Genomic DNA, 24752 nt, shown 5'->3' on the forward strand with positions numbered 1-24752 from the left:
GCCTCGGCCAAAGACCAGTAAGGTCAACGGCCAGAGGCGAGTTTTATTATATCCCGCCGAATACCCTGCGTTCTTAGCGCAGGGTCGGTTTCATTTTCCAAGAACGTTTTTTAAATACTCTCCGGTATAGCTCCTTTTGCTTTTGATAATCTCTAAGGGCGTTCCTTCGGCTACTATATATCCTCCCTCGTCTCCTCCTTCTGGTCCTAAATCTATCACATAATCTGCATTTTTCACTACGTCTAATTCATGTTCTATACAAATCACGGTATTGCCTCGATTAACCAATTCTTTTAAAACATATAAGAGTTTTTTGATGTCATCGGGGTGGAGACCGGTAGTTGGTTCATCTAAAATATATAGGCTCTTGCCGGTAGCTTTTTTGGAAAGTTCAGCTGCTAATTTTACCCGCTGGGCCTCTCCGCCAGAAAGAGAAACTGCCGGCTGGCCCAATTCAATATAGCCCAAACCGACATTATTCAGGGTCTTCAGCTTCTGAACCAATGCCGGAATGTTCTTGAAAAAGCCTAGGGCTTCCTCGATTGTCATTTCCAAGACTTGAGCGATGTTCTTGCCGCGAGCCTCGCCGGCAGGAATATATTCTACCGCCAGGGTTTCCTGATTAAACCTTTTACCCTTACATTCCTGGCATTCCTGATAAACGTCCGGCAAAAAGTACATCTCGATTTTGATCTCGCCTTGGCCTTCGCAAGCCTCGCACCTCCCCCCTTTGACGTTAAAGCTGAACCTGCCCGGCCGATAACCCTTTATTCTGGCTTCTCTAGTTTTGGAAAAAAGATCCCTGATATGGGAAAAGGCTCCGCTATAGGTTGCCGGATTGGATCTGGGAGTCCGGCCTATCGGCGACTGGTCAACCAGAACCACTTTATCGAGATGCTCCAATCCCAAAATTATCTGGTGCTTCCCCGGTTCTTCCTTGGCTCGGTAAAACTTTTTCATCAAAGCTTTAGCTAAAATATCGTTCATCAAAGAGCTTTTCCCAGAACCAGAAACGCCAGTAATGCAAACAAATCTCCCTAAAGGAATTTTCACATCAATGCTTTTCAGGTTGTGCTCTTTTGCACCTTTTATCACCAAATTTTTTTGTTCTTGTTTAACTTGTTTAACCCCTGAGGTTAAACATTTTGAAATCTCAACTGTTTTCCTGCCAGCCAAATAGTCCCCGGTTAAGGTTTTGCTTTTTAAAAGCTGTTTTGGCGTGCCCGAAAAAACAACCTTACCGCCGTGCTTGCCGGCTCCAGGGCCAATATCAATTATCCAATCTGCTGCCTCAATTGCTTGTTTGCTGTGCTCTACTATTATGATAGTGTTTCCTAAATCCCTTAATTTTTTCAGGGCCCGGATAAGTCTTTGCTGGTCTCTGACGTGCAAGCCAACCGAAGGCTCGTCAAGAATGTAGAGAACGCCTGTCAGCTGGCTGCCCAGCTGGGTTGCCAATCTTATCCTCTGCTCTTCTCCCCCGGCCAGGGTAGAAGCCTTTCTGGACAAAGACAGATAATCAAGGCCAACGTCAATGAGAAACTGGAGTCTGTTCAAGATTTCTTTTAAAATCGGCTGGGAAACTTTTTTCTGCCGCAAAGTCAACGATTTCTTTAAAAGAAGGTTTTCAAAAAGCTTCCGGCAGTCGGCAATGCTCATGTCCACGGCCTTGTCAATTGAAAGGCCCGAAACCGTGACAGCCAGAGCTTCTGGTTTCAGTCTTTTTTCCTGACATTCTTCGCAAAGCCTTTCCGCCATATACTGTCCGATTTCAGCTCGAGCGTAGTCTGAATCGGTCTGATGATACCTTCTCTCCAGCCAAGGAATAACTCCTTCCATGTTCTTGTCTCCGTAAAGAATGCTCTTGACTGCCTCTTTTGAGAGTTCTTTCACGGGTATATCTAAAGGAACTTTGTGCTTTTCCGAGAGATTTTGAAGCCGCCGCCAGAAAAACCCCTGCCTGCCGGTTTTATGTGAAGCGTGGGCCCAGGGAAAAATCGCCCCTTCTCCCAGAGTCAGATTTGGATTAGGAATGACCAGTTTCGGATCTACCTCAAGCCTTTCCCCCAAACCCTGGCAAGCCGGACAGGCGCCGTAAGGAGAATTGAAGGAGAAAAGACGAGGCTCGATTTCAGGCAACGATACTCCGCATTCCTCGCAGGCAAAGTGCTCGCTGAAAATCAGGTCCTCATTTTCGGATTTTGCACTTTGCGGTTTGCGCTTTACGCTAACAATCGCTACCCCTTTTCCGAGCTTTAAGGCCGTTTCCAAAGAATCCACCAGCCTGGATTTGTCTAAACTTTTGTCAATCACCAATCTGTCAACAACAACTTCAATGTCATGCTTTCTTTTCCCGTCAAGGGCTTTTCCCAAAGCTTCTTCGATCCTGTAAACAATGCCGTCAATCCTGACCCTGACAAAACCGGCTCTTTTAATTTCTTCCAAAACGCCTGAGTGCTCGCCTTTTTTGCTCCTGATGACCGGCCCCAAAATCATGATCTCTGTTCTTTTAGGCAGCCGGTAAACTTGTAAAGCTATCTGGTCAATCGTCTGCCTGCCTACTTTTTTGCCGCACTTTGGGCAATGAGGCTCTCCGGCTCTGGCGAATAAAAGCCTCAAATAATCATATATCTCGGTGATGGTGCCGACAGTAGATCTCGGGTTATGGCTTGCTTTTCTCTGGTCAATAGCAATAGCCGGGGAAATCCCTTCAATCTTGTCAACGTCGGGCTTTTGCAAAACACCCAAAAACTGTCTGGCATAGGCAGACAGAGATTCTAAATACCTTCTTTGCCCCTCGGCGTAAAGAGTGTCGAAAGCCAGAGAGCTTTTTCCGGAGCCGGAAAGTCCGGTAATGACCACCAATTTATTCTTGGGAATATCAACGTCAATATTCTGCAAGTTATGCACCCTCGCCCCGCGAATTTTAATGAAGTTTTCCGGCATTTATTGATGAGTTTAAGTCAAGCCCCGTAGGAAATGGGATATTTTCCGTACTCAGATTGATTGCCTGACGATTCCAGATAACCAGGCTTAGAAATGAAGAAAGGGTTTTTGAAGAGAAAATATCCCGCTCATTCTGTTGACCACGAAAACCCCTATGATTTCCTACGGGGCAAGGCAATAGGCGCATTATACCTTAATTTTAAAAGCTTTTCAATATTATGTACTGGTTCATGACATATGATACACTTTGGCGATCCGAGCTGTTACCTGGTAGTTGCTTAACCCGGCTAAGCAACTCCAAGTAAACCAACAGTAGTTGCTTAATAGTTGCTTAACCCGGTTAAGCAACTCTAGGCAACTCCGGTCAAGTAACTCAAATGATAAACAGAGTTGAAAATGATGCGAAATTGATCTTGTGCGAAGCCCGGCTTCGCACAAACACTCGGCGGCGCTTACCTTAAGTGATATAATTGATTAAGAAATGACTCGGCTAACTTTTGCCAAAATCTTCGCTTTTCTTGTTTGCTTAACCCTGATTTTAATTGGAATGTTTTTTGTTTTAAAACCGGCTGTTTTTGATTTCCGGGCATCAACAACTCCCGCGCCGGAGCCGGAAAAACCGATTATCCTTTTATTCGCCGGTGACATCATGCTCGACCGAGGCGTGGAATACATGGTCGGAAAATACGGAGAAAACGATTTTTCTTTCCCTTTTCTGAAAATTTCAGAAAGAACCAGGCAAGCCGATCTGGCTATTGCCAACCTTGAAAGCCAAATTTCAGACAAAGGCGAAAAACAAGGCTCTATTTATTCTTTCCGGGCAGAGCCTGGAGCCATTGAAGGGTTAAAGCTGTCCGGCTTTGACATTTTGTCTCTGGCCAACAACCACAGTTTTGACTACGGTAAAGAGGCTCTTCAAGACAGCCTGAACCGACTGATTGACGTCGGGATTTCTCCGCTCGGGGCTGGAACCGAAAGCCAGGCTTTTTCCCCGACAATCAAAACAGTCGATAAAACCAAATTTGCCTTTTTTGCCTACGCAGACGAAAGCCCGTCTTCTTGGAAAGCCAAAGGTGAGAGCTTTGGTATCGCCTCAATCTCAAAAGAAAATCTCGAAAGGATAAAACAAGATATCAAGCTGGCAAAAGAATTGGCAGACCTGGTCATTGTCTCTTTCCACTGGGGAGAAGAATATGCCAAAGAGCCCAGCCAGCATCAAAAGGATCTGGCAAAAACAGTCATTGACGCCGGAGCAGACCTGGTTGTCGGCTCCCACCCTCACGTCATCCAAAGCTCGGAAACATACAATGGCCGTTATATCTTTTACAGTTTAGGGAATTTTGTCTTTGACCAGGGTTTTTCTGAAGAAACTCTTGAAGGAGAAATTCTCGAAGTCACTATCCAGGACAAAAAGATTAAAAAAGTCTCCCCAACTAAGATAAAGATTAATGAGTTTTTCCAGCCGGAAATTGCGCTATAGCAAGCAGTATGCTCGATATATCGAATCCTATTCGCTATAATATAAGAATATGAAAAAACCGCTTAAAATCATCCTCTTGGCAGCCTTAATCTCTCTTGTTTTTGCCGGCGGCCTGCCTTGGGCTCAAGCTGAATATCCGGAAAATATCAAAAGGCTTTTGGAGCAGATAATTGACTTAAAAGCCCAGATTGCCAGGCTCCAGGTCCAGCTCATCCAGCTTCAGGGAAAAATCCCTTCTTACGAGAACGTGCCGGCCGGCTTTGCTTTTAGCAAAGATTTGAAATCCCAAGACTACAGCGATGAAGTCAAGCACCTCCAGACAATCCTTAAAAAAGAAGGTTTTTTCTGCCAGAAATGTCAGACCACCGGCTATTTCGGCTACTGGACCGAAACAGCGGTCAAGGCTTTTCAGGAAAAATACGCTTCAGAAATCCTGAACCTCACCGGCCAGGCAAAAGGATCGGGCATAGTCGACAAAGCCACCCAGGCAAAGCTAAATTCGCTTTTAGTTTCAACGGCAAAAAACCCTTTGACTCCTTCGCCTAGCCCATCTCCCTCGCCTTCTCCCAGCCCTTCGGTTTCGCCATCGCCGTCAGCGTCGCCTTCTCCCAGCCCGTCATTGTCGCCGTCGCCCTCGCCAACTGTCTTTAACTTTGATTTATCTGTCAGTCCGCCCTCATACTCTGCCAGCCAGGGAACACAGACAACAACCAATGTTTATGCGGTTTCCAACACCGGCCACAGCTATCCGGTTTCTTTTTCCGTCACCGGTTTGCCGAACAATGTCACCTCTTCTTTCTCTTCAATCAGCTGCTACTTGAATTGTTCCTCGGTTTTATCGATTTCCACCTCTTCTTCAACGCCAGCCGGCGCTTATCCTATTTCTATTATTGGAACCGCCAATAACTTAACGAGAAGTGCCGTTTTTTCTTTAACCGTCACCACCGCTATTTCCGCTCCCCAGGCAACGACCAACGAAGCAAGCAGCGTCCAGATCAGCCAGGCTCAGTTAAACGGGAACATTGTTTCTTTTGGGGGAACTAGCCCGGCTTGGATCTGGTTCGAATGGGGGCCAACGATCGCTTACGGCAATGCCACCGTCTGGAAAGAGATAACGAGTCCGGCCTCTTTTTCTGAAACAATTGCTAACCTGATTCCCGGCACCACCTACCATTTTAGGGCGGCAATCCGCACTACTGCCGGCGGCACTGCCTACGGCCAAAAGCAGACTTTCAGCACCCTGCCCGCTCCCGCCATTGATCTGAAGGCAAACAGTTCTGACGGCCCGATCACCATTTCCTACAACGCTAGCGCCAATCTTTCCTGGGCTTCAACCGGTGTTACCAGCTGCACTGCCTCGGGCGGCTGGTCGGGAACTAAAGCAATTCAAGGGTCAGAAAACACCGGCGCCCTAACCAACTCAAAAACATACACCCTCACCTGCTCTTCTACTGCCGGTCAGGCGTCGGACTCGGTCACTATCAATGTTCTACCCCAACCCACCCCGGTCAGCCCAAAAGTCTATCTTTTGATTTTTAACCCCGTCATTGAATCTGAGGGGAATAAAAAGCTGACTGTTTTTAAGGGTTGGAACGACCCTGACCAATTAAGCCAACAGTATATCCAGGACGTCAAACAAGCTTCTGCCAATCTTGCCAACTACCAGATTTCCGAAAGGCTGGAAGCAGATGCCATTTTCCGCCTCAAAGACGGCTATCAGTATACCGACGAGTCTTATCTTCAGTGCCTGAACAACAACTCTACTTGCCATACTCCTTGGGAAGTTGACTACAATTTAATTCTCAGTACTTATAACATCTGTGAAAAACTGAACAGCGGCCTTATTGACGAACTCTGGCTTTTCGGCGGACCGTGGTTCGGATACTACGAGTCTAGATTAGCCGGACCAGGAGCTTTTTGGTACAACTCCCCGCCCCTGACCGGCACTACCTGCAATAAGCTCCTGCCGATTATGGGCTTTAATTACGAAAGAGGAGTGTCGGAAATGCTCGAGGACCTCGGCCACCGAACAGAATCAACAATGTGGCACGTCTACGGCTCGTGGAATAACACCCTGTCTGACCACGCCTGGAATATTTATACTCATTACGATAAAACTACGCCGGGCCAGGCTCGCTGCGGCAACGTCCATTACGCCCCGAATAGCCAATCGGATTACGATTGGAGCAATGCCGGTTATGTCGATTCTTACTGCGGCGACTGGTATAATTACCCCAACTTGATTGGCGCAAGGCAAAACATTAATTGCTCGGCTTGGAACTGCGATTCTCGCAGTTACCACAAGTGGTGGCTAAGCCACCTGCCCCGCGCCTCCGGAACCAGCTCGGGCAAGCTCAACAACTGGTGGAAATATATCGCCGATTACAATAATATTTCTCAATAGCCAAAACCTTCTCCTTAATACCCGTAATTGACATTATTGGCCGGGGGGGTATATTGAGGGCAGAAGAGCATAATAAATTAAGCTTAAAATATGGCAAAACGAATCTCAAAAATCGTTTTTATCCTAATAATCTCGGGGGTTTTTAGTTTAGCTGTAAGCCCCTCTTTGGCACGGGCAATTACAAGCCAAGAGATTTTAGATCAAATAGCACAACTTCAAGCCCAAATTGTTGCTTTGCAGCAGCAATTACAGCAATTGCCAGGCACAACTGCGGTTTGGTGCCACGATTTTAATACTAATTTAAAATATGGTGATGCTGGCGGTACGGAAGTTGATGCTCTTCATGTTGCTCTGGAAAAACAAGGGTTCGACATCAATGAAGACGAATTTGCCAATAACGTATTTGGCGAATACACCGCTTCAGCTGTGGTTGGCTTTCAGGTAAAATACTCTTCAGAAATATTGACGCCTTTGGGGTTGAAATACGGCACTGGCTTTGTCGGCAAGGCAACCAGAGAAAAACTGAACAAGCTTTATGGCTGTATTCTCCCGCCAACAACGAGACCTTTATATCAAGTGGAGGTATTTAATGAGATGGGAGATTGGAGTAAGACATTGACGCGCGGCACAAAATACACTTTTGTCGGGAAAATCTCTAATGGGAAGCCGAATTCGCAGATACTCTTTTACCTTCAAAGACCAGACGGGACAATGGAATATAATGGTTTATTTGACTGGCCGCCGGGCTGTTCGGTTGGAGAAGGTTGCGGTGGTTCACGATTTTCTACTGACGCCAACGGCAACTTCAAGCAAACTATCACGGAAGTTATCCCAAACAACACTCAAACCGGCACCTGGATTTCCTGGGTGACCGTCGCGGGAAGTATGTCTAATAGGCTATATCATTCTGTAGTTGCTACCGCCGGTCCTTCTATTACCATTCTCTCTCCCAACGGCGGGGAGAATTGGGTGATAGGCAAAACCTACTCAATCGTTTGGGAATCGTCAGGTCTAACACCCTCTGATAAAATTTTAATCTCTGCCGTAAGTTCTACGGGGTGGGAAGGCCACATTGCCTACAATATCCCAGGCAACTTAGGGTTATATTATTGGGCGATTCCGTCTAATTTTGCAGCCGGTTCCTACAAAATTAAACTTGATGCCTGTAAGCCCACTGGAGAATGCTATTCTGATTTGAGCGATAATTATTTCAGCATTGTTTCAACAGCTACAGGTTCTCTCTACCTTTCTACTTCTCCTGATACGCCGCCTGCGCAGAAGATTATAAAAGGAGTCAGCACCACTTTGTTAAAAGCAAAATTCACTGCCAGCAACGTTGAGGATATAAGAATCAATGGTTTTGATATTTATCCGTTTCTGGCGTCAGAGAGTCGCCCAGTGCCGGTCGGGGATGTCGTCAAGTTCAAACTTTACGACGGCGCAGTCCAAATCGGCCTTCCTTGGTATTCGCCAAACTCGTCTGGATATGTTGCGGTTACTAATCTCAATTGGGTTATTTCTAAGAATGCGTCAAAAATACTGACGGTCAAAGCCGAAGCATCTTTAAACAGCACTACCACCGCTTTTAAGCTAGTGATAAATAGCGAAGCTTTGTCTGCCACCGGCCTAAGCTCCAACTCCGCTGTTCAAAAAAGTGGCAGCGCTGTTGGAAGCGTGATGACTATTATCGGAAATGAAGCAAGTATTACCGTTCTCTCCCCCAACGGCGGAGAGAAATGGATAAAAGGAACGACACAGGCGATCAAGTGGCAGGACAACACGCCAATTTCGTTATGCGCAACTGGAGCTGGAGCGTCTTGCGTGTCTCCCGCGCCAAAATACTATGACATTAAGTTATTCACCTACTATCCGCCGTGCACCGAGACTATTTGCCCCATGAATGTGGTTGCGCCGTCGTATACGATTGCAAAGAGCGTATCCGGTTCTTTATATAGCTGGCCGGTGGGCAAGGTTTTGGACACAAACAATACTGCTCCCGACGGCTCATACACCATTCAGGTTTGTCAAATCAATTCTACAATCTGCGACTCAAGCAATAGCTACTTCAAGATTGTAAGCACGGGTGCAAATAATCCCCCTGTTATCAGCGGAATCCCTGCCATACCCTCAGATATCAAAGTCGGCCAATCCGTCTCGTTCAGTTGGAGCGCGACCGATGCTGATGGCGACAATCTTTCCTGGTCAGTCTCGTGGGGAGACGGAACCGGAATAGCAGAAGTATGCGTGTTGCCCAATCCGCAAAACAAACAAGGCTGGACTTTCAAAGCGTCTCATGCCTGGGCAAACGCGGGAACATACACGGTGAAGGCAACAGTAAATGACTGCCGAGGCGGAAGCGCTAATCACACGTTCAATGTAACTGTGGGAAGTAATGTTCAGCCTTTCGTTACTGTTATCTCACCAAACGGCGGGGAAACTTTTATAAAAGGGGTGTCTTACACCATTAAATGGTCATCAAGCGGTTTTGCTTCAGGCGCCTGGGCCCAGATTCAGCTTCGAAAAGCTGAAAGTCCAGATCAAATAGTAAAAGTTATTGTCACTTCTATGCCGATGTCGGCCGGGAGTTATGATTGGACAATTCCTTCTGATGTTCCTGACGGCAAGTATCTTATTTGGATGACTGGCCCAGCGCCGTCTCTGATAGACTTCAGCGACGCGCCGTTCAGCATTGTTTCTTCTCCCACTCCTTCCATCACCGTTCTTTCTCCCAACGGAGGGGAACAGTGGAGAGTGGGAAATACCTATTCAATCATTTGGGAATCGTCGGGCCTAACACCTTCTGATAATATTTTAATTTCTGCCGTAAGTTCTGCAGGGCAAGAATTCCACATTGCTTATAATATCGCGGGTAATTTAGGATTATATTATTGGGCGATCCCGTCTAATTTCACAGCCGGTTCCTACAAAATTAAAGTTGAGGGCTGTAAATCTGCTGGGGCGTGCTATTCTGATTTGAGCGACAATTATTTCAGCATTACTGCGGCAATAGCCAAGCCTTCCATCACCGTCCTTTCCCCCAATGGCGGGGAGGAATTCAACATCGGATCGCCGATGACAATCAAGTGGCAAAATATTAATTACCGTAACAGCGTTGTTAATATTTTCCTTTACAGAAGCAATAAAATTCCTGGCGACCTGGACTACAATTACGTGGCGCAGATCGGAAACTTGGGCCAGCCGAACGACGGCATGGAAACATGGATTATCCCTTCATCAATCCCTCCCAGCGATAACTACTTTATAAGGGTCAATCTAGACGTCCAAGATCCCCAGACCGGATTTGATATGGTTGACGACAGCAACGCCCCCTTTAGCATTGTTTCTTCTATCGCCTGTACTGATTCAGACGGCGGAGAAAACTATTACACAAGAGCAAAAGCTACCGGTCTATATGCTAGTTCAGTCCAAACTGGTTGGATTTTTGGCGAGGATCCCAACAAAGCCAGTTCCCGGCGCGATGAAACGTTAAACTACAGCATATACTACGATCATTGCTTTGACAGCGCGACGTCAAACCAACTAAACGAAGGGTATTGCAACGCGGATGGGAAATTAGCCTCCTCCGGTTATCAATGCCCTTTTGGTTGCCAGGACGGCGTTTGCAAACAAGCGGTTAAGTTTCCCGATCTCGCGGCGCCAGCCGGTCTGACCGTTACGCCCGACCGCCGCTTGGTGAATCAAGAAATCCTTATCACTTTCAAGATGATAAATCAGGGTGAAGCCACAGCTTCGCCGGCAGTGTACATGTATACTAAACAGGCGGACGGATTCAGCAGCATCCATCAATCTAATACCTGCACCAATTCAACCGTCTTACAACCGGGAGAAGGATGTTTGGCGGCATATGTTTTTAAATTCCCGACTCCCGGCATGAAACAAATAGAGGTTAAGCTGGATCCCTCAAATCAATTAAAGGAACCCAATGAAAATAATAACGTCTTCGGCATAGGTTTTGAGGTAGTAGAAAGCCCGGTGTTTTCCAATCTTTCTGCCGACCTTTCTTCTGATAAAGCATCTTTCAATTTCAGTTTCTCGGAAACATCAAGCCTATACCGAATTGATATGTCAATACTGCCGGATATGTCCTGGGGCACCTACCTAGACTTTACCTGGGGCGAAAAATCCCCTCTTACTCACGATAGCCCCCAAGCGCGCTGGGACCAATATCGCTGCGGCCAAACGCTTTACTGGAGAGTTTACAGCTCCGGTAGAGGCGACCAAAGCCCGATTCAAAAAGCGATTGTCAATTGCCTATAAGGCGCGGGTTAAAAACATCCTGGGAAAAGGTAAAACCTAAAGCTGAAATGGGTTTAAAATGACAAGATTTCTTTTCCTTAAACCCGCGAGAATAAAAACCTTGCCAAAAAGCTCTGGCGTTTATCAATTCCGCTCAAGCGAGAACGAAATTTTATACATCGGCAAGGCCGTCAACCTCAAAAGAAGAGTCCGCGACCACTTCCGCAAAGCCAATCTCAAAGACAAGCTCTTGGCCGATCTGACAGAAAAGGTCGGCTACTTTCAAACTGGCTCGGAAATCGAAGCTTTGATTTTGGAGGCAAATTTGATCAAAAGATATTTGCCGAAATACAACGTCATGTGGCGCGACGGCAAAAACTATCTTTATGTCGGCTTTGCCAAAGAAGAACTGCCAAGAATTTTTATAACGCACCAGCCAGACGCGACCGCCAGCAAGCTCAAAACTCAAAACGCAAAGCGCAAAGCCACAGCTCAAAACTTAAAACTTATTGGACCATTTATAGACGGTAAATCTCTCAAAATCGCCCTACGACTTTTGCGCCGGGTTTTTCCCTATTATGTCTCCGGAAAACACGCTTCAAAGCCTTGCCAAGGCTGCCTTATCGGGCTCTGCCCGGGGCCGAATCCTGATGTCAGAGAATACCGCAAGAATATCAGAAACCTGGCCGCAGTCCTTAAGGGAAAAGGAGCCAAGATCCTTAAGGACTTAAAAAAAGGGATGGTTGAGGCGGCCGAAATCCAAAACTTTGAAAAAGCGGCCAGGATCAGGGATCAAATTATGGCCTTGGAAACGATCTTTGCTCATAGTAAAACCCTCGCCGCTCCACAACCAGACGCCTCAAAGATCCTTCAGAAAATCTTAAAATCTAAAAAACCTATCTCCAAGATCGAAGCCTACGATATCTCCAATATCCAGGGCCAGGAAGCAACCGGTTCGATGGTCAGCTTTGCCGACGGAAAACCAGACAAAAGTTTTTACCGAAGATTTAAGATAAAGATTTCCGGAGGGCCAAACGACGTTGCCATGATCAAAGAGGTCTTGAAAAGAAGGCTGAATCATCCCGAGTGGCCTTATCCAGATTTAATCTTAATCGACGGCGGAAAACCCCAGCTCAACGCGGCGATAGCTTCTAAATCAGAAATCCTGAATGCCAAAGACATTAGAATAATTGCATTAGCCAAGAGGAAAAACGAACTCTTTATTGAGGGCCGGAAATCAGTCCTTCTGCTCAAAAGCCTACCCAGGCCGATTTTCAATCTGGTCTTGCAGTTAAGAGACGAAGCCCACCGCTTTGCCCGAAACTACCACTTGAAATTGAGGCGAAAGAAATTCTTGAGTATTTAACATTGACCGCCGACTATTTTCTTGCTATTATTAAGCAATGTGGAACCTAATTTTGAGAGTAGCCGGATCCACTGCCGGCATCTGGTTAGCCGACAGATATATTAACGGAGTTCAGGTTTCAGGCGACTGGAAAACTCTTTTGATTATTGGCGCCGTCCTGGGCGCGGTCAATTTCTTTTTAAAGCCTTTACTGAATGCTATCGCCCTGCCCCTGAAAATATTGACCCTCGGCCTTTTTAGCCTGATAATCAATATGGTTCTGGTCTGGCTGGTTGACATCGCCTTCACCGAACTGGTCATTACCGGCCTGATTCCTCTTTTTTGGACAACAGCCATTGTCTGGCTGGTGAACTACGTCTTGCAAAAGTGGCTGCCCGGGGAGTGAAAACTCGAATGGTCGCTGCGATTTCGCCGCGCGACCCGTCCCGCTGGAAGCGGGACGGGATCAAAGATTTTTTCGAGTTTCTACTACCCAGTGCCGGACAAATAAAATCTCATGGATCTCTCAAACATCCTCGGATTAATTTCCCAACTTAAACCTTATCTGCCGGCGGCGCAGATTGTCGTCGCCCTGCTTTTGATTATCCTGATCCTGCTTCAGCCAAGAGGGGAAGCTTTGGGATCTGCTTTCGGCCAGAGCTTTGCCACTGTTGGAAAATTGCGGGGAGCTTCAAAAAGCATATTTTGGTTCACTATTGTTCTCGGCGTCATTTTCATCCTGCTCGCCTTGCTAAATCTTGTCGTTTAATGTCTCTCCTACTTTCCTCTGCGAAAGGGAGATTAAAAAGGTTTCTCGAAAATCTTCCTTCTAGGAGGCAATGCCAAAAGTTTTTTGAAGTCTTGAGCAAAGAGGAAAAAAAATATTTTCTGGCTTTTTTGGTTTTGTTTGCAGCCTCTCTAGTTTTCTTGTCTCTTGATTTTTACTTTAAGGGCACCGAAATCAAGCCCGCTTTCGGCGGCACTTTTTCCGAAGGGGTCTTAGGCCAGCCGAGGTTCATCAACCCGATCCTGGCGGCAGTCAATGACGTTGATCGCGACCTGACAGAACTGGTTTTTGCCGGACTGATGAAATATTCTTCCCAAGGAGAAATAGTTCCCGACTTGGTTGAAACTTATGAAATAAGGGAGAACGATAAAATCTGGGATCTGACTTTGAAAAAAGATTTAGTTTTCCAGGACGGCTCCTCTCTGACCGCAGACGACGTCATTTTCACCATCAAAACCATCCAAAACCCTGACTACAAAAGCCCTTTGAGGGCGAACTGGCTGGGCATTGAAGTGGAAAGGATTTCCGACTTAAGAATCCGCTTCAAGCTGAAAAACAGCTACCCTGCTTTCCTGGAAACCCTGACTCTAAAAATCATGCCGAAAAAGGTCTGGGAAGGGATTTCTCCGGATAACTTCCCTTTGGCGATCTTCAATCTAAAACCAGTCGGTTCCGGGCCATACCGGGTCGCCGAAATTCTCCAGGAAAAGAGCGAAACCGGCCGGATCAAATCATTAGCTCTAGACGTCAATCCCAAATATTACGGCAAAATCCCGAATATTAAAGAGATTATTTTTGTTTTCTTTGAGGAGGAAAAAGACTTGGCGAAAGCGGCCAAAAGCAAAGAAATCCAGGCTTTCATCCTTCCTTCTCTGAAAGACAAGGACCTTCTGGAGAAAAAAGGGTTTTTAAGCCATGCTTTCAGCCTGCCGAGATACTTTGCTGTTTTCTTTAATCAGAAGAGCTTCCCGCCCCTCGCAGACAAAAACATCAGGACGGCCCTGAATTACGCCACCAACAAAAGAGAGATAATCAATGAAGTTTTGTTCGGCAACGGCCGGATTACCGATTCGCCCCTTCTGCCAGCTCTTTTCAATTTTGCCGAACCGAAGACCATTTTCAAGTTCAGCCTCAAGAAAGCCAACGACATCCTGGACAAAACCGGTTTCAAATTGGATCCTCAAACCCAGATCCGCCAGAAAACAGTCGACAGAAAACCCTCTTTCCAGTTCAAAAGCAACCTTTCCAAGGGATCTCAGGGCGTCGAAGTCAAAGAGCTCCAAAAATGCCTGGCCCGGGACTCTGAAGTTTACCCTGAAGGAGAAGTTACCGGCGTCTTTGGCGACAAAACCAAGCAGGCTGTCATCAAGTTCCAGGAAAAATACCGTCAGGAGGTTCTTGCCCCTTCCAATCTTGAAAACGGCAACGGTGAAGTCGGCTTGGTGACGCGGAAAAAGCTGAATGACTGGTGTTTCGGCCCGAGCCAGGAAACTCTCCAGCTGAAATTCTCTTTGCTGACCGTTGACGACCCGACTCTTCTGAAAGCTGCGGAAATTCTTAAAAACCAATGGGCCAAAGCCGGAATCAGCCTGGATATAAAAAGCTTCAGTTTTTCCCAGCTGAGTTCCGAATTCTTGAAATCAAGGAATTATAACAGCCTTTTGTTCGGCGAGGTCCTCGGGCTGACTCTTGACCTTTTCCCTTTTTGGCATTCTTCCCAGGAAAAAGACCCCGGTTTGAACCTTGCCCTTTACAAAAACCAGGGCGCTGACAAACTTCTCGAGCAGGCCCGCCAGACTTTTGACGAAGATTTGAGAAAACAAAAACTGGAAGAATTCCAGGAAATCCTGCTCAAAGACGCGCCCGCCGTCTTCCTTTACCAGCCGGATTTTCTTTACATAGCTTTGCCAAAAATCAACGGAATCAAAGCAGGCATAATCGCCGATCCCTCAAAAAGGTTTGTCGACGTTGAAAATTGGCATATAAAGATAAAAAGGGCATGGAAATGAAGACAAAATCAAGGGAAATCCGCCTGGTCAAAGATCTTAAAGATATTCTTTTTGACAAAGACTGGGCCAAATCGGCCAAAGATTTCAAAGTCTATCAGGTCAGCCGAGGAATGAAATACAGAAAAGACGGTTTGAGATACGACCAAACCGTTATTTTCCCAAAGCTCTTGGGGAAGGAATATCCGAAAACCAAAGGCCACGAGCATCCCAAAGAATACGTAGAACTGATCGAAGTTCTGCAGGGGCAAGCAATCTTTCTTCTCCAAAACGATCAAGGAAATAAGGTCAAAGACGCCTATTTTATCAGGGCCAAAAAGGGCCAGGCCATAATCTCGCCCAGGGGTTATTCCCATACCACTATTAATACCTCGGGAAAGATTTTGAAAATCGGCACCTGGATTGAAGACGTTTCCGAAAGCGACTACCATAATATCAAAAGGCTCAAGGGCTTTTGCTACTATTGCACTCTCTCCGGCTGGAAAAAGAACAAAAACTACAAAAGAGTTCCCAAGCTAAAAGAGAAAAAGCCTTTGAAATCATTTCCCAAAAACCTTGATTTTCTAAACTGTTAAACGCGGGCATGGCGAAACTTAGCAGACCCCGAAGGACATTCGTGACTACGGGGCAAGTGCGTAGTTCGCCCAGGTGGTGAAACCGGAAGACACGCTAGCTTCAGGAGCTAGTGCCTAAAAAGCATGCGGGTTCGAATCCCGCCCTGGGCACAAAAAATCTAGAGGCCTGCCCCGTAGCTCTGCCGAAGGTAGAGATTTGGGGCTTCCTTCTCGCCCACTTTACTAACTCTAATCTATTGTTTTCGTTATAATAAGTTTTAATTAAGACAGTTTAACGTTATGGAAAAACATTATTACACGCGCCAGACATCGCCCGCCTCTAGAGAGCAAGCTCTGCGCCTCATTCCTTTAGGGGGATTGGGCGAAGTCGGCAGAAATATGATGCTCCTGGAATACGGAGAAAAGATCTTAATCATTGATATGGGATTGAGGTTCCCCGAAGAAACCATGCCCGGGGTCGACTACATCATTCCCAATATCGAGTACCTCAAAGACAAAACCAAGAACGTTGTCGGCGCGGTCTTTACCCACGGCCACTACGATCACATCGGCGCCGTCCCCTATCTGGTCAGGGTCATCAACCCCCGCCTGCCGCTCTTTGCCAGTCCATTGACCAAAGGCATTATCATCAAAAGGCAGGGAGAGTTTCCTGACAGCCAAAAGCTGGACATTACCGAAGTCAGAGACGGCTCAAGAATTGTTTTGGGCCCCTTTAAGATTGAATTCGTGATGATGAATCATAACATTCCTGACAGCCTGGCGATTTTTATCTCAACCCCCGTCGGCAATCTCTTTTACACCTCTGACTTCAAGTTCGATTCCGACCCCATCTACGCCAAGCCGACCAGCTTCAAAAGGCTCAGGGAAATCGGCTCAAGGAGGATTCTCCTTCTGCTTTCAGACTCTACCGGCGCTGAAGAACCGGGCCATTCACTTTCGGAAAAAGAGATCTTCAAAAACCTAGAAGAAATCTTCAAAATGGCCAAGGGCAGAATTATTGCCGCCACCTTTGCCTCTTTGATCAACCGGCTCCAGCAGCTGATCACTATTTCAGAAAAATACGGAAGAAAAGTCATTATCGAGGGTTACTCAATGAGGACCAATTTAGAGATCGCCAAAGCCCTGGGATACATCAAGACGAAAAAGGGCACCGTTATAAAAGCCAAAGACGTTGACAGTTACCCTGACGACAAAATCACCATTCTTTGCACCGGCAGCCAGGGAGAAGGATCGGCGGTCTTAATGAGGATTGCTAATAAAGAGCATAAGTCCCTGAGAATCAAGAAAGGAGACGGAGTTATTTTTTCTTCTTCAACAGTGCCAGGCAACGAACGCCAGGTCCAGAACCTCAAGGACGAATTCTTCCGCCAGGGAGCTAAAGTTTTCCACTACGGCATGATGGACATCCACGCCGGCGGCCATGCCCAGCAGGAAGAGCTCAAAGAAATGATCAGAATTATGAACCCAAGATTCTTTTTGCCGATTCACGGCCAAGTCTCAATGCTGGTTTCCCACTTGGAACTGGCCAGAGAAATGGGTATTGCAGAAAAGAATTCCTTGATGGCCGAAACCGGCAAAGTGATCGGCCTGACTTCGCGGGAAATCTGGCTCGAGAAAAAAGAAGTGCCTTCTGACTACATCATGGTCGACGGCCTGGGGATAGGAGACGTCGGCGAAGTGGTTTTGAGGGACCGGCAGGTTCTGGCCAAAGACGGCATGTTTGTCATCATCGCCACCATCGACAGGAAAACCGGCCAGGTCCAAGGCTCTCCCGACATCATCTCCAGAGGCTTTGTCTACCTAAGAGAATCAAAAGAGCTTTTAAGAGACACCAGGAAAAAGGTTATCGGCATTATCAACAGGACGGCCGGATCCGGAGGAGCGGTCAACTGGACCTACGTCAAAGAAGAAATCAAGAACAAAGTTGGCGACTTTTTGTACCAGCAGACCCAGAGAAGGCCGATGATTTTGCCAGTCGTGATTGAAGTTTAACTCCAATTTTTCTCGTTGTTTTTCGTCGAACACTTGACAGCCTATTGTCTTTGCTATATCATACTAGTATACTAGTGTCTAGTAATATAACGATAAAACAGGATTATGAACTGGACTTATGTCGATGAATTAATAGAATGCCTACTTCGCCTCAAAACGCGAAAAGACACAAAAGATTTCTTGATGGGCATTTTGACGCCCAAAGAGCTGCAAGAAATTCCTACTCGATTACAGATTGTCAAAATGCTCAAACGCCGTATCCCCCAATACCAGATTGCCGAAAAATTAAAAGTAGGCGTAGGCACTATCACTCGGGGATCAAACGAGATAAAAAAAGGAAGGTTTAAACAAATATGAAGTATTTAATAATACGAATAACAAACAATTGGTCTTGGGCCCTACCCTTTTCGGCAAGGCCAAGTTTTGATTAAGTAATATACTGGTTTTCAAACCGCCTTGGTCTTGCCAAGACGGTTTTTTGTTTGAAAAAAGACAACGAGGTGGTCGCTGTCTTTCACAGACAAAAAGCACATTAGAAAAGGAGTCAAAAATGAACAGTAAAGGTTTTTACGGCGGCAATCCTTTCCGAGAACATGGCCAAGGTAAATTTCAAAGCTTTGCTCTGGAAATTGCGGCCGGCTGCAATTTACAATGCGGTAATTGCTACCGCCGACCGCACCCGAAAAGGATGGGATTGATGCCCAACGAATTCGTCGAAAGAATGATCGGCGAAGCTAAAGAGGCCGGCTTTGCCGAAATCGTTCTCATCGGTGGCGAGCCCACGCTCCATCCGTCTCTGCCAAAGTTCGTCAATTGGGTTCTCGAGCAAGGGCTAACGCCCATTGTTTGCACCAACGGTTGGCGCCTGGCAGATAAGCATTACTGCGAACAAATAGCCCTGCCTAATACCACAATTGTTCTGCACGGTTTGGTGCCGCTACCAGAACAAGGAATGGACCGGCATGTAGGCATATCGGGTTACACCGAAAAACTCCGAGCCGCTTACAAAAACCTGGATACTTTGCGCTCAAAGGGAATCACCATTGTTGCTGAAGCCGTGGTTATCAAACCTTTTCTCCCTTACCTGCTCCGGTTTCACCAGTGGTGCCGCCAAAACGACTATATCCCTTTCATTGAGCTGAATCGCCGCGGCAACGACGGTCGGCCAAATGACCTTTCCGCCTCGCCGGAAAAAGTCGCCTCTCTTTTCCAGCAACTCCAGAAATGGGACGAAAAGCACGCACCAGAACTGACCGACAAAATCCTCACGCCGCCGGCCTACGGCACCAAATGCACAATGACCATCACGGGATTACACGTCAAAAATTTCGGTAATGACGATTATTCGGGAGTATACTCGTGCTGCGCCCAGACGGTCAGGCATGGCGACCTGCGACAACAATCACTAGCCGAAATCTTGGCCAATCAGGGAATGGAGGTTTTCAAGAACCAAGACGAATGGATTGTCGGCCCTTGTCGCAGTTGTCAGTATTATTCGGTCTGCCGCGGCGGCTGCCGGGGAGAAGCGACTCTGACCTTTGGTTGCCCTCGCGCCTCTTGCCCAAGCTGCTGGCACATTCCCGCTGAGATTCGCCGTGACCCATACAGAATGACACCCCGTGAGTATCCGCCGATGTCTGGTCCAGGGTCAGCGATCGCCCAATGTGATAACTGCCCGCTCCAGGGCAATTCCGGCTGCGGCCTGCTCAAGAAAAGATGAAAAAGCAGGAGCAAGAAACCACCGCTTGCTCCTGCCTTATTTCCTGGTCCCGATTAAAAATTAAATTCAGAAAGACATGAAAACAACAATTATGCAATTTAAGAAAGCGCTGAAAATCGGAAGCGAGATCTTGGGCGTGTTTGTGCAAAAAACGGCGCCCGCTAAAACCAAACATTATCGCGATACAGCCTGCACGGCTTTAGCCCGAGCCTTTTTGAACAGAAAAACAACTTTCTTTGGTTTAAAGAATCATCCTCAACTCTGCCCGGGAGCAGACTATTTTTTCGGGATGGCGGGAATAAAAACCGAAGAGATCGCAAAAGTATATGTTAAAAAAGAACGGGTGTTTAAAAACAAAAATATCTGTAAAAAGTTTCTCGCAGCCATTCCGCAACCGCCATTCTTCCTGAAAAAAGGGGTTATTGTCATCAAACCGCTCCAGACAAGGGATAAGCCGGCAATCGTCGTTCTTTTGATTAATCCCGGCCAAGCCAGTCGCATTCTCGGTCTTTTGAATTTTGACCAATACAACCCGCTGGAAATCCTACCAAACCAGCCGAGCTGCATCTCTCTGTTTGCGCCGCTAGCAAACGGCAAAACCCATCTCAATTTTATCGATTACTATGACCGCGATTATCAAGGAAAATTCCAGAGTAAATCCGTTTGGCCGGAGGAAAAAATGCTCATCAGTCTAAAGTTCCGAGATTTTGAAAGAATGTTAGGTAATCTGGGCAAAAGCTCCCAGGGTAAGTTCCGGCCGAAATTATCACCGGTAAAAGTTGACCGTATCGAATAATAGTTGAAAAAACCATTGATTTTAGTATAATTAATAAACAAACCATTGATATGAGAATCTTTTCAGGGATCCAGCCGACCGGCGCCATCCACATCGGAAATTATCTGGGCGCGATAAGGCAATTCGTCGAGCTTCAGGCTAAGAATGAATGCGTTTTCAGCATTGTTGACCTTCACGCGATGGCGGCGCCGTATAAAACCGAAGAAATGCCCAATAATGTTTTAGACGCGGCCGTCGCCTATATCGCTTCGGGTATTGATCCGGAAAAATCAATTCTCTTTGTCCAATCACAAGTTCCGGAACACACGGAATTAAGCTGGGTTTTGAATTGCGTCACTCCGGCCGGCGACTTGCTGCGCATGACCCAGTACAAAGAAAAGGCCCGGCAATTCAAAGACAATATCAATGCCGGACTCTTGAATTATCCCATTCTGATGGCGGCTGATATTTTAATTTATAAAACAGAAATGGTGCCGGTTGGCCACGACCAGAGTCAGCACGTGGAACTGGCGAGGACTATCGCCAGAAAATTCAACCAAAGATTCGGCCAGACCTTTCCCGAGCCAAAGCTGAAACTGCCGGGAGCTGGAGCGAGAATTATGTCCTTAACTGACCCAAAAAAGAAGATGTCAAAGTCAGTCCCTTCGTCATGCCTTTACCTCTTTGATGAGCCGGAAACAATCAAAAAGAAAATTATGGCTGCGGTCACCGATCTCGGCAAGGAAATAAAGTACGACCTGGCCAAAAAACCCGGCGTTTCCAATCTCCTGACGATCTACAGCTTGTTCTCGGAAAAGCCGATCAAAGACCTGGAGAAAAGATTCAAGGGCCAGGGGTATGCCAAGTTCAAGGAAAAACTGGCGGATCTCTTGATTGAGAAATTAGAGCCTCTTCGGAGAAAAAGAAAAGAACTCCTCTCCAGAAAAGTCTACGTCAAAGAAATCCTCGACCAGGGAGCCAAGAAAGCAAAAAACATTGCCCAGTCAACTATGAAAGAAGTCAGGGAAAAAACCGGTCTTGTTTAGTCTTTTGCGCCTAGCTTATTATTTAAATTAAATAACATTCAATAAACTCACGATCGTAGCTTTATCGATAAACCTACGATCGTAGATTTAAACAATATGTCAAAAAATTTGTCGCCCACAAAGCAAAAAATTCTTCTCTTGGCATTCTCCGGACTAGCTATCGGTCTCACCTATTCTCCAAGAAGACACTTGAAAATCATAAAACACTTTTCTAAAGAGTGGAAAAACATCGAGGAGAAAACACTGAATCAAGAAATAAGAAAGCTTTATCAGTCAAAATTAGTCGATATACAAGAAAACTCCGATGGAACTTTGATTTTGAAATTGACAGAGAAGGGCAAATTAAAAGCACTTGGTTACAATTTTGACAAAATGAAAATCAACCCTGGCGTCTGGGATGAAAAATGGCGGATAGTTGTTTTTGATATTCCCGAAAAACTAAGAAGGGGGCGAGACGCTTTGCGGGAAAAACTAAAAAATCTCGGTTTTTACGAGCTTCAGAAAAGTGTCTTGGTTTTTCCGTTTGAATGCCATGACGAAATTGAATTCCTAATTGAATTTTTTAATCTGCGGAAATACGTCAGATACGGCGTTTTGGAATTAATTGATAACGATCTTCATCTCAGAAAAATCTTCAAAGTTATCTAGTCCGTTATTTCTTGATATATCGATAAAGCTACGATCGTAGGTTTATCGTAGGTTTATCGAATAGTTCTGGAAACCATCTATTTTTTATTCCAGGCCGAGGTCTTTGCGAGTTTCCTCGGCAACGGGGACGCCTGCTGCTTTAAAAATCTCCAAGGACTTTAACTCAATGTTTTTAAGGTCTTTCTCGGTTTTGCCTTCGAAACGGCATTTGATGAAAGGAGTGGTGTTGGCGGCCCGAGCCAAAGCCCAACCATTGAGAAACTGGATCCTGGCGCCGTCAATATCAACAAATTTGTATTTGTTCTGGCGCAGAAATCTCTGGAGGTTTTTTATGATTTCAAACTTTTTGTCGTCGGCGCAGGGAATAAAAACCTCCGGGCTGGCGCAATATCTCGGCAGGCTGTCGATATATGCGGCAAAGTCTTTCTGCTCGGAAGCGATCTCGGCCATTTTTAATGAAGCGAAAAGGGCTTCGTCACAAAGATAATAGTCTTTAGGGAAAAGAAAATGCAAAGTCACCTCTCCCCCGAAAACAGCTTTAGTCTTGACTATCTTTTTTATAACGGCGGTGTGGTGGGAAACAGAAAAGTAGGTCTTGACCTTTCTTTTTTTCATTTCGTCGAGGAAGGCTTTGGAAACTCTCATGTCATGGACAATCGGTCCTTTGTGTTTTGCCAAAGCCTGCCGGGCGAGCATTGAAAAACAGAAGTCGCCGGCAACAGACCTGCCCCGGTTATCAATGGCTGCCACCCGGTCGCCGTCGCCGTCATAGACAAAACCCAGGTCAAACTTGTTTCTCAAAACCTCTCTTTCGGCGGCCAAACGGTTCTTCCTTTCGTAAGGATCTGGCAAATGATGCGGGAAAGAACCGTCGAACTCCCCGTAAAGAGTTTTGACCCGGCAGCCCAATTTCTCAAACGCCTTTTGCGGCAAATAGCCCATGGCGCCGTTGCCCGAGTCAACCATGATTTTCAAAGGCCGAGCCAGTTTGATCTTTTTGGTGACGCAATTTAAATAATCTTCCAGCGGATCAAAAGGCGTGATTTTCCCTCCTGTTTTTGGAAGGGCGCCCGAGTTCTTAGAAGCTAAATCCCTGATTTTCTCTAAATCCTTGAGAATAATGTCTCCTTTGTCTTTTTTGCCTGATTTCTGGATGTGCAAAGTCAGGCCGTTGTATTCGGGCGGATTATGGGAACCAGAAACCATTATCCCTCCGTCAAAGCCGTAATGGAAAATGGAAAAGTAAAACAGGGGGTCGGGAGCCGTCCTTAAAGATATGACCTTTTTTCCTGCCAGAGCCAACGCCCGGCTTATCGCTTTAGCTAAAACAGGCGAGCTTTTGCGGGTGTCATGGGCAACGACAATTGTTTTTGCCAAAGGATATTGTTTTGCGAAAGCCAGGGCAATCCTGGAAACAACTTCCTGGTTGAGATCTCGGGGATAGACTCCTCGGATGTCGTAAGCCCTGAAAATATAAGGATTGATTTTTCTCATGTCACTTTATTTGTAAGATTTACGGCCTTGTTTACACTCTTCAAAGTTTTGGAGCAGCAGTCCGCTAAGAAAACCATTCGCAGGCCGAGCGGGCAGGGTCCGAGCACATAACGCTTTATGTGCTCGGGAGCGAGGCCGAGGCCTGAGCGTGAGTTCCTCGCTGGGGAACTCAACGCGTGTTTTCGTGGCGGATTGCTGCGAAAACTGTAAACAACGCTAGGATTTCCTACACTTATTTTAACACATTTTAGTCCTTGCCAGCGAGGTTTTTTCCTGCTAACATAGAGCCTATGAAGCAGAATTACGAGCTGACTTATCTGATATCTCCTGAGGTTCCCGAAGAAAAAGCCCAGGAAATCTCAAGAAACATCGACAACCTTATCCAGGAAAGGCAAGGTTTGGTTTTTGAAAGCCTGTTGCCCCAGAAAATGAACCTGGCTTATTTAATCAAAAAACAGCCCGCCGCCTGGTTCCAGCTGACTAATTTTTCTCTGGACACCTTCAGCCTTCAAGAGCTCGAAAAAAAGTTAAAAGACGAAAGCCAGATCCTCCGCTATCTGATCCTGGTAAAACTGCCAGTTAAAGCCCCGTCCCGTCCCAGAAGATCTCTTAAAAGAGCAAAAGAAAAAGAAGCCAAGCCTTATGACCAAAAGGTCGAATTAGAGGAAATTGAGAAAAAGCTAGAGGAAATTTTAAATAAGGACGAAAATGAACTTAAATAAAATTTTCCTCTTGGGCAGGGTGGCGACCGATCCGGAAACCAGAAGCACTCCGGCCGGACAGACCGTCTGCTCTTTCCGAATGGTCACCAACCGCATTTTTACCTCGGCCAACGGCCAAAAACAGGAAAAAGCAGAATTCCACAGCATCGTCTTGTGGAGAAGGCTGGCGGAAATCGCCTCCCAGTATCTGACCAAAGGAGCTCTGGTTTTAATCGAAGGAAGAGTCGAAACCAGATCCTGGCAGGACGCCTCAGGCGTAAAAAAGTACCGGACCGAAATCGTTGCCGAAAGAATGCAGCTGGGGCCAAAATCCGCCTCAAGCCAGGCTCCAAAAGAGGAAGGCCAACAGCCGGCCCAAGAAGAAATTCCCATCATCGAAGAGAAAGATGATAGCGAGATCGACGTTAAGGAAATCCCGTTTTAGAATATAACCAAAATAAATTGTCCTCCTCCGCTAAAGCTACGGAAGGACATCCTTCGCTGCCTGTTTGGTAAAACCTTTCAGGGCAAATAGAGGATGGCCTGCCATCCGTAGCTCCAAGCGAAGCGAGGAGC

Annotated in this window: 18 protein-coding genes and 1 tRNA gene; 17 read left to right on the forward strand and 2 right to left on the reverse strand. The window is 46.3% G+C overall.

Annotated elements, in window-relative coordinates; all coding sequences use genetic code 11:
* Positions 1 to 90: 90 nt before the first annotated feature.
* Positions 91 to 2946: an excinuclease ABC subunit UvrA gene (gene uvrA / locus Q8N16_02765; protein ID MDP3093663.1), complete on the reverse strand. Its 2856-nt coding sequence runs from the start codon at positions 2944 to 2946 to the stop codon at positions 91 to 93.
* Positions 2947 to 3427: 481 nt separating this feature from the next.
* On the opposite strand from uvrA, the gene Q8N16_02770 reads away from it, so the two are divergent.
* The 15 genes from Q8N16_02770 to Q8N16_02840 all read left to right on the forward strand — a co-directional run bounded on the left by Q8N16_02770 (position 3428) and on the right by Q8N16_02840 (position 21981).
* Complete coding sequence (locus tag Q8N16_02770) at positions 3428 to 4426, forward strand: CapA family protein (protein ID MDP3093664.1); 999 nt, start codon at positions 3428 to 3430, stop codon at positions 4424 to 4426.
* A 49-nt stretch (positions 4427 to 4475) separates the two neighbouring features.
* A complete protein-coding gene (locus Q8N16_02775; GenBank protein ID MDP3093665.1) occupies positions 4476 to 6830 on the forward strand; it encodes a peptidoglycan-binding protein in 2355 nt (784 codons plus the stop codon).
* Between the two features lie 90 nt (positions 6831 to 6920).
* Entirely contained in the window at positions 6921 to 11108 is a 4188-nt protein-coding gene (locus Q8N16_02780) for a Ser-Thr-rich GPI-anchored membrane family protein (protein MDP3093666.1), read from the forward strand.
* A gap of 58 nt (positions 11109 to 11166) precedes the next feature.
* Positions 11167 to 12453, forward strand: a complete 1287-nt coding sequence (locus Q8N16_02785; GenBank protein MDP3093667.1) for a GIY-YIG nuclease family protein — start codon at positions 11167 to 11169, stop codon at positions 12451 to 12453.
* A gap of 37 nt (positions 12454 to 12490) precedes the next feature.
* Positions 12491 to 12838 carry a phage holin family protein gene (locus tag Q8N16_02790; GenBank protein MDP3093668.1) on the forward strand — a complete coding sequence of 116 codons (348 nt, stop codon included), beginning with the start codon at positions 12491 to 12493 and terminating at the stop codon, positions 12836 to 12838.
* Positions 12839 to 12949: 111 nt separating this feature from the next.
* Entirely contained in the window at positions 12950 to 13201 is a 252-nt protein-coding gene (gene secG / locus Q8N16_02795; protein MDP3093669.1) for a preprotein translocase subunit SecG, read from the forward strand.
* Entirely contained in the window at positions 13201 to 15228 is a 2028-nt protein-coding gene (locus tag Q8N16_02800; protein MDP3093670.1) for an ABC transporter substrate-binding protein, read from the forward strand. The genes secG and Q8N16_02800 overlap by 1 nt, the downstream gene beginning before the upstream one ends.
* Positions 15225 to 15800 (forward strand): glucose-6-phosphate isomerase family protein, encoded by a 576-nt coding sequence (locus tag Q8N16_02805; protein MDP3093671.1) that lies wholly within the window; start codon positions 15225 to 15227, stop codon positions 15798 to 15800. The genes Q8N16_02800 and Q8N16_02805 overlap by 4 nt, the downstream gene beginning before the upstream one ends.
* Positions 15801 to 15867: 67 nt before the next feature.
* Positions 15868 to 15950: transfer RNA gene (locus Q8N16_02810), tRNA-Leu, on the forward strand.
* Between the two features lie 129 nt (positions 15951 to 16079).
* Complete coding sequence (locus Q8N16_02815) at positions 16080 to 17792, forward strand: ribonuclease J (GenBank protein ID MDP3093672.1); 1713 nt, start codon at positions 16080 to 16082, stop codon at positions 17790 to 17792.
* A 105-nt stretch (positions 17793 to 17897) separates the two neighbouring features.
* The gene (locus tag Q8N16_02820; protein MDP3093673.1) at positions 17898 to 18149 is read left to right on the forward strand and encodes a Trp family transcriptional regulator; all 252 of its coding nucleotides are present in this window, start codon (positions 17898 to 17900) and stop codon (positions 18147 to 18149) included.
* 193 nt (positions 18150 to 18342) lie between these two features.
* On the forward strand, positions 18343 to 19512 hold the full coding sequence (locus Q8N16_02825) for a radical SAM protein (protein ID MDP3093674.1): 1170 nt from the start codon (positions 18343 to 18345) through the stop codon (positions 19510 to 19512).
* 76 nt (positions 19513 to 19588) lie between these two features.
* Positions 19589 to 20308, forward strand: a complete 720-nt coding sequence (locus Q8N16_02830) for a DUF169 domain-containing protein (GenBank protein MDP3093675.1) — start codon at positions 19589 to 19591, stop codon at positions 20306 to 20308.
* 50 nt (positions 20309 to 20358) lie between these two features.
* Positions 20359 to 21333 (forward strand): tryptophan--tRNA ligase, encoded by a 975-nt coding sequence (gene trpS, locus Q8N16_02835; GenBank protein MDP3093676.1) that lies wholly within the window; start codon positions 20359 to 20361, stop codon positions 21331 to 21333.
* A gap of 96 nt (positions 21334 to 21429) precedes the next feature.
* Entirely contained in the window at positions 21430 to 21981 is a 552-nt protein-coding gene (locus tag Q8N16_02840) for a hypothetical protein (GenBank protein ID MDP3093677.1), read from the forward strand.
* A gap of 84 nt (positions 21982 to 22065) precedes the next feature.
* On the opposite strand, the gene Q8N16_02845 is transcribed toward Q8N16_02840, so the two are convergent.
* Positions 22066 to 23475 (reverse strand): phosphomannomutase/phosphoglucomutase, encoded by a 1410-nt coding sequence (locus Q8N16_02845; GenBank protein MDP3093678.1) that lies wholly within the window; start codon positions 23473 to 23475, stop codon positions 22066 to 22068.
* Between the two features lie 290 nt (positions 23476 to 23765).
* Between Q8N16_02845 and rpsF the strand changes: the two genes are divergently transcribed.
* Both rpsF and ssb read left to right on the forward strand, forming a co-directional pair.
* On the forward strand, positions 23766 to 24197 hold the full coding sequence (gene rpsF / locus Q8N16_02850) for a 30S ribosomal protein S6 (protein MDP3093679.1): 432 nt from the start codon (positions 23766 to 23768) through the stop codon (positions 24195 to 24197).
* On the forward strand, positions 24184 to 24621 hold the full coding sequence (ssb, locus tag Q8N16_02855; GenBank protein ID MDP3093680.1) for a single-stranded DNA-binding protein: 438 nt from the start codon (positions 24184 to 24186) through the stop codon (positions 24619 to 24621). Before rpsF ends, ssb begins: the two co-directional genes overlap by 14 nt.
* The last annotated feature ends 131 nt before the right edge of the window (positions 24622 to 24752 follow it).

The sequence above is a fragment of the bacterium genome (genome assembly GCA_030693425.1).
In the GTDB taxonomy this organism is placed as follows: domain Bacteria; phylum Patescibacteriota; class Minisyncoccia; order Minisyncoccales; family GWA2-46-15; genus GWA2-46-15.